Origin of the sequence: Pelotomaculum propionicicum, from assembly GCF_004369225.1 — a bacterium.
GTDB classification, from domain to species: Bacteria; Bacillota; Desulfotomaculia; order Desulfotomaculales; family Pelotomaculaceae; genus Pelotomaculum_B; species Pelotomaculum_B propionicicum.
The window spans coordinates 18,508-32,679 of record NZ_QFFZ01000007.1 but is presented as its reverse complement, the minus strand read 5'-3'; the positions used below and the strand labels follow the sequence as shown (position 1 = coordinate 32,679).

Here is a 14,172-nt window from a genome sequence, read left to right as displayed (position 1 = left end):
TCTCTAATATATAGATTCTTAAGTAACATTTTCCATACCAGCTGGGGGCGCTTAATATGAACGATTTATCAGCGCTTATTGAAAAGTGTGAGACACTGAACGGGTTTATCGACAAGGCGGCCAAGCCCGTTGTAGCCATCCTTGGTTCTTTCAACTCGGGCAAGTCTACACTGGTAAACCGTTTGCTTGGCATGGAGATCAGCCCGGTGGGGATTATCCCCACCACTTCCTGCCTGATCTGCTTTGATTACGGGATTTCTTTCAGGGCGTCCCTGTCAGGCACCTCCAAAAAAGCAGTTTTTTTTGAGCCGGCTCACCTGCATTCATATTTAGAGAGGGAAAAGCCTGCCGGAGGCAGATTGAATATTCAGGTGCCCTCCCCTCTATTAAAAAAATGCCTTTTGCTGGACACCCCGGGCATTGATTCACTTAACAAAAATTCCTGCGAACTGGCTGAAAAAGCCGCGCGGGAGGCCGATAAAATAATCTACCTTTTCCACCAGAGGGGGATCGAGGACTTTAACCAGTTGTTCCTGTCCAGGCTGGCCAAACTCTGGCAAAGCAAAAACTTAGGTGACATCTCTTTCTGGCTGAACTGCAACCTTGGGGTAAGTGACGGCACCTCCCTCGCAGCAACCGCGGCAGCACTGAGAAAAATATTTTTCAGCCTGGTGAGGCTAAACACCATAAACACCCTGGATGCTGATAACATTGAAACCCTGCGCCTTTTCCTGGAACTGGAGTTAATCAGGGAAACTTTGCGGCAGGCCACAGCTAACCTGAAAAAAATCGACTTGGAAATCCCCGCCAGAATAAAAAAAACAGCCGGAATAAAAGACGAAGCACTTTTTTTGTCCGAGATCTGGAGTGTTTATGAGATTTCCCGTGCCGTTTTAGCGGCCGGTCAAGTAATTCATTCCATTCCCGTATTCTCAAAGGAACTGACTAAGCAGATTGAATCAATGAATTCCTCCAATCTTGGTGGAAAAAATATGAATCCCTCCGGCCGGTCCTTTCGCCCGCGCACAGCGGATATCAGGGCCAACCGCCAGGCTCTTTTAGACTTAATAAGGCAACTTTTAGATGATGCCGCTGTAACAGATTATCTGGACAGGCCCACGCTGGAAAGGCTCTACAGCCAGATTGCGCAGGAAAGATTCACGATAGTGGTTTCAGGGGGCTTTTCAACCGGCAAGTCAACTTTTATCAACGCTCTGTTAAAAGAAAATCTCCTGCCGGCCGGAGACGGGCCAACCACTGCCGCGGTAACTACTGTTGCCGGCGGCAGCCGGAAACGCGCTGTCATATACACCCCTCTTCAGAGTGTGATCAGCATCATTGAACGTGTCGGGGATGAAGCGGTCCTGGACTCCGGGGCTGCAGCCGCCCTGGCAAGAATAGTCATGACCGGTGATTCCGGCATCTCCAAACTTGAAGCATATGTGGACGGCCAGTTTGTACCAGCGGACAGGTTTAAAATAGCAGGCATGCTCAGGGAGGCTAAGGAGCTTTTTGCTGCCGGAGCTTTTGCCCGGGCAGCCGGTGACAGGGCTGTCCCGGAGGTTTTCAAGCGGCTCCCCTGGAAACGGCTGGCCAGGAAAAAGCTGCTGCAAAAAGTGAGGTTGACTTTTAGTAGCCCTGGCTCCCGTGGTTTTGATCTTGAAAAGCCTGATCTGCTTCAATCCTTCTGGAACACCCTGGGAGCCGACAGTGCTTTTATGATCGAAAAAGTGGAAATTGAGCACCCCTCCGATTTTTTGAAACTGGCGGTCCTGGTCGATACACCTGGTCTGGATTGGATTCACAGGCGCCATTATGAGAAAACAGCCCGCTCTATCCTGCAGGGAGACGCTTACCTGTTTTTTCTCAACGGTAAACATATCCTGAATAAGATGGACAGGGACAGCTATCAGGACTTATTCTGCACCCGGCAGGTCTGTACAGACGAGGCATATGTCAAAAAAAGCGGCGGGCTCTTCTATGTAATTAACTTTGCCGACACTCTGACCGCGCTGCAGCGTGAAACGGTATACAATTTTGTGACCCGTGCGCTGGCCGGTACTGAAAATAAAGTCAGATCAGGCGACCACAAGCCCAGGGTTTTTCTGATCTCCGCCTTGCAAGGGCTTACCGGGGCAGAAAGCGGAATGAGTACCCTGTTAAAAAGTTTGGAGCAAACTATTCTAACCTACCGCGGCAGGAACTTTTACCTGGTCAAAGCAAACCAGCTGTATGCCAGCCTGGATGCAGCTGCCCTGGCCATAGACAGCCTGTGCCTGGAAGAGCAGCTGACCGCCGGGGCTAAAAAAAGCCTGCGGGAAGCGTGGGAAATTCTAAGGGCATCCAAGAGAAAACTGAAAGATATCCGCAACTCAATTTTTGACGCCGGGAGGTTTTGATTTAAGTGGAAAACGCACGAATTTTGGACGAGCGGCTGAAAAGAATTATCGGTGAAGTGGGCCACCGCGCCGGCAGCGAAATAAGGAGAAGCCTGCTGCAGGACATGGAAAATAGCTTCACGGCCGCTCTGGAAGCTCACTGCCGCAGAGAGACCGAAAAGCTGCTCAAATTATTCAGCGAGGCAGTCAATAAAATATAGAAAGGGGATGTAGTTTTATGAATTTAAAAACCGGGAGTTTAGTTGCTGAAAAAGCAGGTGATGAAGTAATCCAGAAAATGCTCACAGATATCCTTTTGGGCTTAAAGACAAGGCTGGTTAAACCTGTGATGGAGGGGAATACCAGAATAGCAGGGCTCCTTGATGAACTGGAAGCACATAACCAGGCCAGATTGGCTGAGCTTTTGGAGAGGCTTGATGCACTTGAAAATGAAGTCCAAAAATTGCCGCTGGTGATCCTGGCTGCCCTAAGAGACGCGATCAACCAGGCCGGCGGGGGGACTCCCGATGAAAGCTAAGCAGCCGCAGCAGCAATCGGAACTGGTAAAGTCGCTGGCCTCAACCATCCATAAAAAGATGGTGGCGCCCTCGGCGGATAAAATGGACAGCTTTAACAGGGAGATAAGCGAAATCAGCCAGAAGGCCGCCGCCTTGGAACACAATCTCACTCAACTGGCCGCGGCACACGGGAAAACCAGGTCTATCGCTGTCTTTGCCGCGGCAGGGGCGGTTTTGCTGGGTCTGGCGCTGGTCTGCCTGGTATTTCTCAGAATATAGGCCAAGCTTACGGCCGGAAAAAAGCATGAGCCCCACACAGGTGGGGCTTCAGATGTGTCCCCGTTCATTAGCCGATGTGTCCCCATTCCACTGACGACTAAAGTCGCACCTACAGCTTGCGTGTTAATGCCCGGTCTGAGTCTGGTAAGTCTGCTGCGCCTGGGCCATTAGATGCGGCTGCGCCATACCGGCGGGGCGCCACCCTTTATAACTCATATACTGCGAAAGTTCAAAAGCCATCTCTATGCAGGATTTAGCGGCTGTTGAAAGGAAGTTGCGCAGCTGCGGGTCTGTGCACACCAGGGCGGCATTTGTAGATTTAACTGCTCCGCACCTATGGAAAATCATGGCGCCTGAGGCGATAGCGCGGTCGTTTAGAACCAAGGCGTCTGTTCTGACTGCCGCCCGCGTGCCGTATTCCGGCCGCCCTTCCATGGATATGCCGGCTGTGCCGGTTCCCATAGCCGGCCGGGGGATCCCGGTTATATCCATTCCCTGGTTCTGCGACATATTCACTTTGGCGTTGTATGAGTCAATCATGTGCCGCTGCTGGCGATCGAGTATCCGGCGCAGTTCGGGATCCTGGCAAACATTTAGATACATGGCGTAGTGTTCGATCATGGATACCGATTCATTTAATACTTCATGCATTTCAATTAGTTCCTGTGCGCCTAATTTCATTAATCCTACCCCCAGTTCATTTTCTAGTTCCAATATATATTCTGTTAACGGATCGAAAAAATATACCAGCCCCCACAAAAAAAGAGCGGCAGCACCGCTCTTACCCGTCTCTCTGCTTTCGCTCCCTTTTAATTAAGGCGTACACAAACGCTGTCGCCCCTGAAATGACCAGCACTTTTAGCACAAAGCTAAGTGTTTCAGCCTTAAACCTGGCTTTCTCTTCCCGGAGTTTTACCGCCGGGTCGGACTTTAAATCAATATACGCTCCTTTTGTTTCAAATTGCACCAGCTGTTTTTCCAGCTTTACTGTCCTCTCCTGGTGCTTGGATATCCCGCCCATGTAGCTAATGACCTGAATTGCCAGAAAAGCAACCGCAAATAGAATTAAAAGAATGCGTGAATTGTTCACTAAAATTCCCCTTCTTGGATCAAATACTTAAAACCTGTTTTCTCTTCAAATTATAAACCACAATTATTTATAATACAACTTGAAAGCACCTTTATGGTTCCGTGCATGACAACCTCTTGGAAATTTCTGTGATCCAAAAATAGACTTAATATGATATAATTGTTTTTACTGAAAGGGGAGTTACATAATGCCATACGCGGTTATTATGGCCGGCGGCAGGGGTGAAAGGTTCTGGCCGCGCAGCAGGGTTAAGAATCCCAAACAATTTCTGAAACTAATCGGCGAAAAAACAATGCTGCAGTTGACCGTGGAAAGGGTTGAAGGCCTAGTCGGCATAGACAACACATATATTGTGACAGGGTCTGAATTCACCGGGATCATTTGCGAACAGATCCCTCTCCTGCCCCGGGAAAACATAATCATTGAGCCTTTCGGGCGGGATACAGCCGCGGCGATAGGGCTGGCCGCCCTGCACCTGGGCCGTAAAAACCCCGGGGAAGTTATGATGGTGCTGCCTGCCGATCATTATATAGGCAATACCCCCCGTTTTCAGGACATATTGAAAAGCGCCGCGGCTGCAGCGGTTAAGTCTGACGCTATAGTCACCCTGGGTATAACCCCGCACAGCCCTGAAACAGGCTACGGCTATATCCACCGCGGTGACTTGTTCGATACTTTTTACGGCAACCAGGCCTGCCGGGTCATCAGTTTTTTAGAAAAGCCCGATTATGATACGGCTGTGAAGTTTTTATCCGGGGGAAATTATCTGTGGAACAGCGGTATGTTTGTCTGGCGCATCAGCCTGATCCGTAAAATGATTGAAAAGTATATTCCTCAACTGGACAGCGGTTTAAAAAAGTTGGAAGCAGGCCTGGAAACTGGCCGGTACCAGGAAATACTTGCAGAGGCATACAGCGAACTGCCCCTGATATCGGTTGATTACGGCATCCTGGAGCGGGCGGATAATGTCCTGGTAATGACCGGTGATTTCGGCTGGGATGATGTCGGCACCTGGACAGCCCTGGAAAGACATGCCGATAAAGATGAAAACGGTAATGTCCTGCAGGGACAGGGCGTTTTGCTGGACTCTTCAGACGTTTATGTTTTATCCCTGGACAAACCCGTAGCCCTGATCGGGGTGGAAAACTTAATTGTGGTTAATGAGGCTGACAGCCTGCTGATCTGCCACAAAAGCCGGGTGCAGGAAATTAAAAAGGTTGTAGGGGCTTTAAGGGACAAAGGGTTTGATAATGTTCTTTAATTGGTGTCTCAGTAAAGGAGGATGGATTAATCAGTGATTAACCCGGAAATTTTCCGGCAGTATGATATCCGCGGCGTCGCCGGGCTCGACTTGACAGACGAAACGGTTGAACTGCTGGGTAAAGCTTTTGGCACTTATGTCATAATGTCAGGCTCTAAAACGGTATTAGTCGGCAGGGACAACCGCCTGAGTTCAGAACGGCTGCGCGACGCCATTACCAGGGGACTCCTGGCTGTCGGCTGTGATGTGGTGGATTTAGGCCTGGTGGTAACGCCGGTGCTCTACTACGCCAGGACCCACTACGGTATTGACGGCGGGGTGATGATTACCGGCAGCCACAATCCCCCTGATGAAAACGGCTTCAAACTTGCGCTTGGCCCGGGGACAATATACGGTGACGAGATCCAGAAACTGAAGGAATTAATGATCAAGGGGGATTTTCCGGCCGGCAGCGGCTCCCTGCAGGAGCGTGAGGCTACTACCCCTTACCTGGCCATGCTTAAAGAAAAAATTCAACTGGGGCCCAGGCGCCTGAAGGTGGTCATAGACTGCGGCAACGGCACGGGGTCGCTGCTGGCGGAGCAGATTTTTAAAAACTGGGGCTGTGACGTTATTCCGCTGTATTGCGAATCCGACGGCTCATTTCCCAACCACCAGCCTGACCCGGTCAAGACGGCAAACCTCACTGAACTGAGAAAAACAGTAACAGAAAGCGGCGCCGACCTGGGTCTGGCCTTTGATGGGGACGCCGACAGGATCGGCGTGGTGGACGGGTCCGGGGGCGTTATCTGGGGAGATATTTTAATGTGCTTGTACTGGCGGGAAATCATGGCCAAGCACCCCGGCGCCAAGGCAATTATCGAAGTCAAATGCTCCCAGTCCTTGGTGGACGAGGTGGTACGGCTCGGCGGCGAGCCTTTCTTCTACAAAACGGGGCACTCGCTGATTAAGGCTAAAATGAAGGAAATCGGCGCTGTTTTCACTGGGGAAATGTCCGGACACATGTTTTTCGCCGATGAATATTTCGGCTTTGATGACGCTTTTTATGCCGCCGGCAGGGTTTTAAGAATACTGTCCAATTCGGATCAGCCGCTCGCCAAAATGCTGGCGGACATACCAAAATACTATTCCACGGCTGAAACAAGGGTCCGCTGCCCGGACAGTGAAAAATTCAGCGTAGTGGAAGGTTTGGTGGAGTATTTTAAACGCGGCTATGATGTTATCGATGTAGACGGGGTCAGGGTGCTGTTCGGCGACGGTTGGGGTCTGGTACGGGCATCGAACACCCAGCCTGTCCTGGTCGCCCGCTGTGAAGCCAAAACGCCTGAAGGTCTTGAACGGATTTGCAGAATAATGCGGGAAGCCCTGGGCGGGTTCCCCGCGGTTGACAAGTTTGAATGGGAATACTAAACTTTACAGTAGTCCATGGTGTTGAAGCCGCTTAGCTCCCTAATAGAGCAGCTTGTTTCGGCACCATGGACTTTGTGTTATTAGGATTTGCCGTCGCTGAAGCAATGCAGATTGTTTCAATCGAACAAGGCACGTCAGCACCGATATTTTTTGAGGCTATTGTAAAATGTGCGGCTGAAGCCGCACCTGCAACTTCTTATGCCTCAGACTGGCGTCCCCCAAATGTAGGTTCGATTTCAAGAACAAAGGCGCGTCAACGCCGAAGAGCTTGGGTATTGGGGACATACCTCGTCAACAAAGGAATACCCGTGCAAACGGGGACATTTCTCATCCTAAAAGGAATACCTAATATAGAGGAGTGTCCCCGTTCCTTTGAAAGTGCAATTCCCCGCTGAGGTTGTCGATAAACTGCCGCGCGGTGCGGCCGGACCACCCGTTGTGCCAGGATGCCCACAGCAGTGCCCTGCGCTCAAGTTCACCCGCTGCAAGTTTAAGACCCTTGTGCTCCGCCATTTCCCGCACTATTCTCAGGTAAAGCGCCCGGTCCGGGGTGGTAAAGAAAATGGTAACCCCAAACCGGTCAGCCAGAGACAATTTTTCCTGGACTGTGTCGTTGCTGTGCAGTTCATCCCCCGGCTCGCGGTCAGAAAACCGCTCCCGCACCAGGTGCCGCCTGTTTGAGGTGGCGTAAATTAAGACATTGGCGGGACGGCTGGCCAGCCCGCCTTCCAAAACAGCTTTAAGCTCCTTATATTCGACTTCCGATTCTTCAAAGGAAAGGTCGTCCACAAAGATAATAAACCTCTGTGGCTTTTGTCGCAGCAAAGTAATGATTTCGGAAAAATCGCCGAGGCTGCTCTTAGGCACTTCGACCAGGCGCAGTCCCTGTTCACCGTATTGGTTCAATAAGGCCTTCACAGTTGAAGACTTGCCTGTGCCCCTGTCGCCGTAAAGCAATAGATTGTTGGCCGGGAAACCGGCCAGGAATTTTTCAGTATTGTCCACTACTTGCTTCCGCTGGTCCTGATAGCCGATCAATTCTTCAAAACGGACGGGATCCGGCTCATCGATCCCTTCCACCCGGCCAACCGCACCTGACCAGCGAAAAGCCCGGTACCTCCCAAACAACCCCGCTCCCGCCTCCCGGTAATAGCGGGACAAATCCGCCAGGCACGCGCCCCAGTCACCAGAACGGGAGAGTAAATCAATTAACCCCCTGCCCGGGCAATTTTTAGCCTTTAAATTATCCGTGGCGGCAAGGTTTTGCCAAAGGGGCAAACCGCCGCACGGGATGCCGTTCGCTCCCAGCTTTTGTAATACGGCCTCGCGGGCAGCAGCGCCGTCTATCCTGTATAAGGCATGTAGCCTCGCCAGGTCACCCCTGGCGGCATCCAGCAGTGAAGGCCCGAGCTTATCCAGAGAACACTGCGACGCCCCCCGGCTGAAAGCATTGTCATCATATAAGAGCAGTTCCAGCAGGTGATCCTGCCAGGCGTCTCCGGTAAAACCGCTCCCTGCCAGCTCAGCCCGCTGCGCCAGACAAAAGAATAACTCGCAATACATATTAAGTATTTCATCAGCCGGCTGGTTCCCGGCCACGGACTCGATAAACTGAAGCCAAGCACGGCAGGCCGGGTCTGAAATAATATTCCTGTAAAGCACCAGGCCCCTGGCCGAGCGGAGCGCTTTATGGAAGTCTGTTTCTTTAAGAGCTGGTTTTATTGCATCAGACATAATATGATCATCCCCTCAGGAAAAAATATTCTTCATATACTACCCTTTTCCCTGCGCCGAGTGGAAACTAAAGCCGCTCAGGCGCCATAGTATGGTATAGACTAAAATTCGGGGTGTTTTATAAAATGAAACATCTTAACAATGCCAGTGAAATAATTTACGCTCTCAGCAGCAATATGGTCGCCCAGATCTACTGGCTTAAACGCTGCCAAATCCTGCGGCCGGGCCACAGGGCGGACGGCGCCATTGCCAGATACCCGGACCAGGCCGGCGTGATGCCGTATTTCTCAAATTTCGCCGCTCTGGCCATGCTGGAGGAGCCTTCCTGCTTCCCTTTGGTAGAGCGTTACCTTGACTGGTACCTGCGCCACCTGGAAAAGAACGGCACCATCCGTGATTACAGTTATGACAGTGACCTGAATTTCAAGACGGCCAAGCCTGATTCCGAGGACGCCTACGCCGGGACTTTCCTCTCCCTTGCCTTTAATTATTGCAAAAAAGCCGGGCAGACAGGCTGGGTCAAAGCCAACTTGCCTGACTTAAAAAGAGTAGCCAGGACCATTATAAACTTAATGGACCGTGACGGTTTGACTTTTGCGCTGGCCGGCTACAGGGTCAAATACCTGATGGACAACTGCGAGGCATACAGAGGCCTGGCGGATTTTGCCGAACTGCTGGAGAGCCTGGGCGACCGGGATGCTTCGTATTTTAAATCTATGGCAGAGGCTGTCGCCAACGGAATTGAAAGGTCGCTCTGGAACCGGCTGAATTCCTGCTACCATCCTAGTAAAACTGGCTGGATCAGGCCTGGTGTGAACCTGAAAAAATTCTACCCTGACGCAGCCTGCCAGATATTCCCCGTGATTTACGGCCTGATTGAACCGGGCCAGGCTAGAGGCTCCAATCTTTATCAGCTTTTTAACAGCTACCAGCCAAACTGGCTGACCATCAAGCCGCCTGACTACCCCTGGATGATCCTGGGCCTATACGCCTGTTTGCACGGCGATTTCGGCAAGGCTTATGAAAAGGTTCGCTACGCCCGGGAAGCTTATATCGACACCAACTCAGGCAACTGGTTCTGCGCTGAAGCCGCCTTCTTTATTATCACCTGCGCCAGCCTGCTGCAAAACCGGGATAAGTGGCTTTTTGTGCAATAGTAATTGAATATTTGGTGCAGGATTTACTCTCTTAGGCGGACGGGACTTTCAGGAAAAAATATGATAAGATTTAATATATCTTGCTGACTTTAAGGAGCAAACATGGAATACGCTGTCTATCTTGAAACCGCAGCCGTCCTGGCCAGGCAGGCAGGTAAAATAATCAAGGACAAGTTTGGCGGCCAATTTGAGAAGGGCTACAAGTCCTGCCCGTCCGACCTGGTGACTGAGGTCGACCGTGCCTCTGAAGCCCTGATTATTAACATCCTGCGCCAGAAGTTTCCCGGTCACGGGATTATCGGTGAAGAAAGCAGCGGAAACGCGGCCATAGCACAGGGCGGTTACGCCTGGTGCATAGACCCGCTGGACGGCACAACCAACTTTGTTTACGGCATCCCTTTCTGCAGTGTTTCAATAGGCCTTATCCATAACGGGGAAGCTGTGGCCGGCGTGGTTTATGACCCCTTGCGCGACGAGTGCTTCAGCGCCGCCCTTGGCTGTGGGTCTTTTTTAAACGGCGGGCCTATAAGGGTCGACGCGACACGAAAAAAACTCAGCGAGGCCCTGCTGGTTACCGGTTATCCTGAAAACAAATCCTATAGCGGACTGCTGCGCAGGGTAGATTACCATAAAATGGCCCACAGCTGCTCAAACCTGAGGGCGCTTGGCTCCGCCGCGCTTGAACTGGCCTACATCGCCTGCGGCAGGTTGACCGGCTTTTGGGAAAATCCGCTGATGCCCTGGGACGTGGCGGCCGGTTCTGTCCTGGTGCGGGAAGCAGGAGGTAAAGTTACTGATATCGAGGGCGGGAAACTCCGGCTGGAGCGCTACCTGTCCATCACCGCTTCCAACGGGCTGATCCATGAAGAACTGCTGCAGGCATTGTTATAAAAATTAAAAGCAAAGCCATAACTTAAAGATACCATTAAGCCGCTGTAAGTCTGTTATAACTTGTAAGCGGCTTTGTTTTTTAATATTTTAAAATTTATGGTCGTTAAAGAGAGCATAATAATGTTAACTCATTGAATCTTGACGGAATTCTTATATAATAAAGGGAAATATTCCAGCAAATTGGCGGTGGGTAAAATTCTCAACCAAAAAACCTCTCCTGAAATGCCTGCGGCGGTAACCGGCAATTCAAAAATGCTGGCCTGTCACAGGGCCAACGGGGAAATCTTCAGGCTTTTCTGGCCGCATCTCGGATACGGCCAGCACCTCGGCCACTTTTGGCCGGGGGTCAGGATTGCTTATCCTGAGTGGCAGGGTTTCACCAAGTGGTTTCACTTAAACATCTGGGAATCCAGGCAGCGCTACCTGGAAGACACCAATATCGTCGAAACCACGTTGTCCAGCCTTACGCATCACCTGAACGTGGTCCAAAACGACTTTATTCTGCCGCATCATGATATCCTGGCCAGGTACTATGTTCTTAAAAACGAAGGGGAAAAGAGCGAAAAGATAAGTTTCTTTGTTTACTGCGCCTTTAACATCGAGGAATCGGCTCTTTATGACGGGGTCTATGTGGACTTTTCCAACAACTCCCTGGTCTTTTTCCGGAGAAATGTTTACCTGGCCCTGGCCGGGATCGGCTGCCCCCTGTCCGGCTACCAGTGCGGCAGGCGAGGTACTCCCTCGGACCCCTACCAGGATGCTTCCAAAGGCTTCCTCTGGGGGACCCGTGACAATATCCTGCAAAGCGCCGCTGCTATGGCCTGGGATTTGGGGGAACTTCAGCCGGGCGAGACAAAGTCTTTTTCACTCTACCTGGCTGCGGGCCATGATGAAAAGCAGGTGCGCTCACTTTTAGCCGAAGCGGCTTCTAAAACCGGCAGCGAGTGGCTTGAAAAAACCAGACAATACTGGCAGGGCTGGCTGAGGCCGGGCGAGCAAAACGGGAAGTCAGAACACCCGGCCTTCAGGCGCTCCCTCCTTACCATGAAATTGCTTTCGGACCGGGAAACCGGCGCTTCAATCGCCGCTCCTGAGTTTGATCCATATTACCAGGCCAGCGGCGGTTACGGCTACTGCTGGCCGCGGGATTCCGTGTACATTGCAGCAGCCCTGGACGAAGCCGGCTTCCATGACCTGGCCGGCAGATTTTACAGCTTCGCCAGATCGATCCAGGACCCGGACGGGAGCTGGCAGCAGCGCTATTTTACAGACGGGGCGGTAGCTCCCTTCTGGGGCAAGCAAATAGATCAGGCCGGCTCGGTATTATGGGGCTACCAGCATCACTACCAGCTGACAGGAGATACTGACTTTTTGACTGACATCTGGGAATCCCTGGAGGCGGGAGCGGAATACCTGGCCAACAACCTTGAAGAAAACGGGCTGCCCGCCCCCAGCTTCGATCCCTGGGAAGATGAGCTCTCCCAGGGCACTTACTCGGCAGCGGCAGTTTTCGGCGGGTTAAAAGCATCAGCGCAAACAGCTGCCTTAAGGAAGGAGAAAAACAAGGAAAAACGCTGGCAGGAAGCTTCGGAAACAATCAGGGCAGCTATTATCAAGCACCAGTGGTCGGACGCACAAAACAGTTTTATCCGCGGGGTTAACCGCAGAACTTTTCAGGACGCTTATGACTACGCTTTAAGCAGGGGAGAAAAAGCTTTTACCGTCAAGGATCCCACCGGCCTTTATGAGAGCCACTGGGTCGGCGAAGACAGGCGAATTGACGCGGCCTTGCTGGGGCTGGCCTTTCCTTTCGCGGTGCTCGGGCCATCGGACAAAAAGATGCAGGCGACGGCCCTGGCCATAGAAGAAAAACTCTGGAATTACAATGTCGGAGGACTGCAACGCTACGAGGGCGACAGCTACCGGGGGGGCAACCCCTGGCTGATCACAACCCTCTGGCTGGCCGTCTACCACTGCATGAGCGGCAGCCGCGGCAGGGCTGAGGAACTGTACAACTGGTCTCTGGCTCAGGCCAACCAGCACCTGCTTCTGCCTGAGCAAGCCGACAAAAACCACGGCGGGCCGGCCTGGGTGCTGCCCCTGAACTGGTCGCACGCCATGTTCGTGCTTACCCATTTGGCGCTCCGGGGCAAACTCAGCATTATCCGCTGTAGATAAAAAAACAAATTGACATGATTAACAGGATTTTATAGGATTCACAGGATTAAATAATCCTCAGACTGTCGACAAATAGGTAAAACTAAGTCCATGGTGTTGAAACACAGTTGCTCCATTGCGCAGCGTCGTAAGTGAACTCAGCGAAGCTGAGGTTGCGAAATTGGATTCGCGAACAAGGATGTTCGCGAAAGCCTGAACTGAGCCAGGACGGCGAATTGAAGGCGGTCCAATTTCGCCCGAAGCAAGCTGTAAGTTCACTCGGCGCGGAGCAGAGGAGCCAAGCGGGTTTCAACACCATGGACGACTCTGCTCTATAAACCACTGTGAGGGGACTAAAATGAGCGCAGGTTATTTTGTACAGAATTTAAGGAGTCGTTTTCCGCCGGCGGAAGCCCTAAAGTCTATATTTATAAACCTGCTTTTCATCCTGGCGGGTACGCTGTTGGTCGCGCTCAGCCTCAACACCATCTATATCCCGCACGGCCTGCTGGCGGGCGGTATTACCGGGCTGGCGCTGGTCCTCTTTTATTTATTTAAAATCCCGGTTTATTTAAGTATTATCCTATTAAATATCCCTGTTTTCTGGTGGGGCGCCAGGGAGATAAACCGGAGTTTTTTGTTCTACAGCCTGGCCGGCACAATCGCCCTCAGCGCCCAGTTGCCTGCGACACAGGGCTGCCTGCCTGTCCCCCAGATTGACTTAATCCTGGCGGCTATATACGGCGGCGCTATCAGCGGCGTTGGTTTCGGCCTGGTCTTCAGAGGCCAGGGCAGCACCGGCGGCACCGACATTGTAGCAGTTATTTTAAGAAAGAAAAAAAATCTCGGCATCGGGGAGATTACCTTCTACTCCAATCTCCTGGTGATCACCATCTCCCTCTTGTTTTTCCCCCTCAATACCGGGCTCTACACCATCATCTCCATGTTTGTAACAGGAAAAATAATAGATATAGTCATCACCGGGCTGAACACCAGCAAGTCGGTAATCATCGTCTCCAATCAATCCTCTCAAATCGGCGGCAGAATTATTAATGAGCTGCACCGGGGTGTTACCTATTTCGTCGGCGCCGGTGCGTTCACCCAAAAAGAGAAAAATGTTGTTAACTGTGTGGTGCACAGGTTTGAGCTGGCCAGGCTAAAAAGGATTGTAACCGAAGTCGATCCGGAGGCCTTCATGTACATATCCGACGCAAGTGAGGTCCTGGGTAAAGGGTTCAGCAGAGGCAGGTAAAACCACTATTTTCAATTGAAAAACCAATGTATAATCAATATAACT

13 protein-coding genes are annotated in these 14,172 nt (G+C 51.5%); 10 read left to right on the top strand and 3 right to left on the bottom strand.

The window, feature by feature from the left end; all coding sequences use genetic code 11:
* The first annotated feature begins 56 nt into the window (after positions 1-56).
* Genes Pmgp_RS04900 through Pmgp_RS04885 form a run of 4 tightly spaced genes read left to right on the top strand, consistent with a single transcriptional unit; the run spans position 57 to position 3,175 of the window.
* Positions 57-2,399, top strand: coding sequence for a dynamin family protein (locus tag Pmgp_RS04900; protein WP_134212861.1), 2,343 nt, complete (start codon positions 57-59; stop codon positions 2,397-2,399).
* Between the two features lie 5 nt (positions 2,400-2,404).
* Positions 2,405-2,599 (top strand): hypothetical protein, encoded by a 195-nt coding sequence (locus tag Pmgp_RS04895; RefSeq protein WP_134212860.1) that lies wholly within the window; start codon positions 2,405-2,407, stop codon positions 2,597-2,599.
* A 17-nt stretch (positions 2,600-2,616) separates the two neighbouring features.
* On the top strand, positions 2,617-2,916 hold the full coding sequence (locus Pmgp_RS04890; protein WP_134212859.1) for a hypothetical protein: 300 nt from the start codon (positions 2,617-2,619) through the stop codon (positions 2,914-2,916).
* On the top strand, positions 2,906-3,175 hold the full coding sequence (locus Pmgp_RS04885) for a hypothetical protein (protein ID WP_134212858.1): 270 nt from the start codon (positions 2,906-2,908) through the stop codon (positions 3,173-3,175). The genes Pmgp_RS04890 and Pmgp_RS04885 overlap by 11 nt, the downstream gene beginning before the upstream one ends.
* A 123-nt stretch (positions 3,176-3,298) precedes the next feature.
* Here Pmgp_RS04885 and Pmgp_RS04880 read toward each other — a convergent pair whose 3' ends face one another.
* Positions 3,299-3,856 carry a spore coat protein gene (locus Pmgp_RS04880; protein ID WP_134212857.1) on the bottom strand — a complete coding sequence of 186 codons (558 nt, stop codon included), beginning with the start codon at positions 3,854-3,856 and terminating at the stop codon, positions 3,299-3,301.
* A 100-nt stretch (positions 3,857-3,956) separates the two neighbouring features.
* Positions 3,957-4,265, bottom strand: coding sequence for a hypothetical protein (locus tag Pmgp_RS04875; RefSeq protein ID WP_134212856.1), 309 nt, complete (start codon positions 4,263-4,265; stop codon positions 3,957-3,959).
* A 187-nt stretch (positions 4,266-4,452) separates the two neighbouring features.
* Between Pmgp_RS04875 and Pmgp_RS04870 the strand changes: the two genes are divergently transcribed.
* Both Pmgp_RS04870 and Pmgp_RS04865 read left to right on the top strand, forming a co-directional pair.
* Entirely contained in the window at positions 4,453-5,526 is a 1,074-nt protein-coding gene (locus Pmgp_RS04870; RefSeq protein ID WP_134212855.1) for a mannose-1-phosphate guanylyltransferase, read from the top strand.
* Positions 5,527-5,562: 36 nt separating this feature from the next.
* The gene (locus Pmgp_RS04865; RefSeq protein ID WP_134212939.1) at positions 5,563-6,936 is read left to right on the top strand and encodes a phosphomannomutase/phosphoglucomutase; all 1,374 of its coding nucleotides are present in this window, start codon (positions 5,563-5,565) and stop codon (positions 6,934-6,936) included.
* Positions 6,937-7,281: 345 nt separating this feature from the next.
* Here the strand turns inward: Pmgp_RS04865 and Pmgp_RS04860 are convergent, their stop codons facing one another.
* Positions 7,282-8,670 carry an ATP-binding protein gene (locus Pmgp_RS04860; protein ID WP_134212854.1) on the bottom strand — a complete coding sequence of 463 codons (1,389 nt, stop codon included), beginning with the start codon at positions 8,668-8,670 and terminating at the stop codon, positions 7,282-7,284.
* Positions 8,671-8,795: 125 nt separating this feature from the next.
* On the opposite strand from Pmgp_RS04860, the gene Pmgp_RS04855 reads away from it, so the two are divergent.
* From Pmgp_RS04855 to Pmgp_RS04840, 4 genes are all read left to right on the top strand, one after another.
* Positions 8,796-9,827 (top strand): hypothetical protein, encoded by a 1,032-nt coding sequence (locus tag Pmgp_RS04855; protein ID WP_134212853.1) that lies wholly within the window; start codon positions 8,796-8,798, stop codon positions 9,825-9,827.
* A gap of 102 nt (positions 9,828-9,929) precedes the next feature.
* Complete coding sequence (locus tag Pmgp_RS04850) at positions 9,930-10,718, top strand: inositol monophosphatase family protein (protein ID WP_134212852.1); 789 nt, start codon at positions 9,930-9,932, stop codon at positions 10,716-10,718.
* Positions 10,719-10,904: 186 nt separating this feature from the next.
* On the top strand, positions 10,905-12,896 hold the full coding sequence (locus Pmgp_RS04845; RefSeq protein WP_243119736.1) for a glycoside hydrolase family 15 protein: 1,992 nt from the start codon (positions 10,905-10,907) through the stop codon (positions 12,894-12,896).
* Positions 12,897-13,233: 337 nt separating this feature from the next.
* Positions 13,234-14,127: a YitT family protein gene (locus tag Pmgp_RS04840; protein WP_134212850.1), complete on the top strand. Its 894-nt coding sequence runs from the start codon at positions 13,234-13,236 to the stop codon at positions 14,125-14,127.
* Positions 14,128-14,172: the final 45 nt, after the last annotated feature.

What these genes read in the sequence shown, in the direction of transcription:
- Pmgp_RS04900 (WP_134212861.1), top strand. Translation starts at nt 57, where the DNA reads ATGAACGATTTATCAGCGCTTATTGAAAAGTGTGAGACACTGAACGGG.
- Pmgp_RS04890 (WP_134212859.1), top strand. Translation starts at nt 2,617, where the DNA reads ATGAATTTAAAAACCGGGAGTTTAGTTGCTGAAAAAGCAGGTGATGAA.
- Pmgp_RS04885 (WP_134212858.1), top strand. Translation starts at nt 2,906, where the DNA reads ATGAAAGCTAAGCAGCCGCAGCAGCAATCGGAACTGGTAAAGTCGCTG.
- Pmgp_RS04880 (WP_134212857.1), bottom strand. Translation starts at nt 3,856, where the DNA reads ATGAAATTAGGCGCACAGGAACTAATTGAAATGCATGAAGTATTAAAT.
- Pmgp_RS04870 (WP_134212855.1), top strand. Translation starts at nt 4,453, where the DNA reads ATGCCATACGCGGTTATTATGGCCGGCGGCAGGGGTGAAAGGTTCTGG.
- Pmgp_RS04860 (WP_134212854.1), bottom strand. Translation starts at nt 8,670, where the DNA reads ATGTCTGATGCAATAAAACCAGCTCTTAAAGAAACAGACTTCCATAAA.
- Pmgp_RS04855 (WP_134212853.1), top strand. Translation starts at nt 8,796, where the DNA reads ATGAAACATCTTAACAATGCCAGTGAAATAATTTACGCTCTCAGCAGC.
- Pmgp_RS04850 (WP_134212852.1), top strand. Translation starts at nt 9,930, where the DNA reads ATGGAATACGCTGTCTATCTTGAAACCGCAGCCGTCCTGGCCAGGCAG.
- Pmgp_RS04840 (WP_134212850.1), top strand. Translation starts at nt 13,234, where the DNA reads ATGAGCGCAGGTTATTTTGTACAGAATTTAAGGAGTCGTTTTCCGCCG.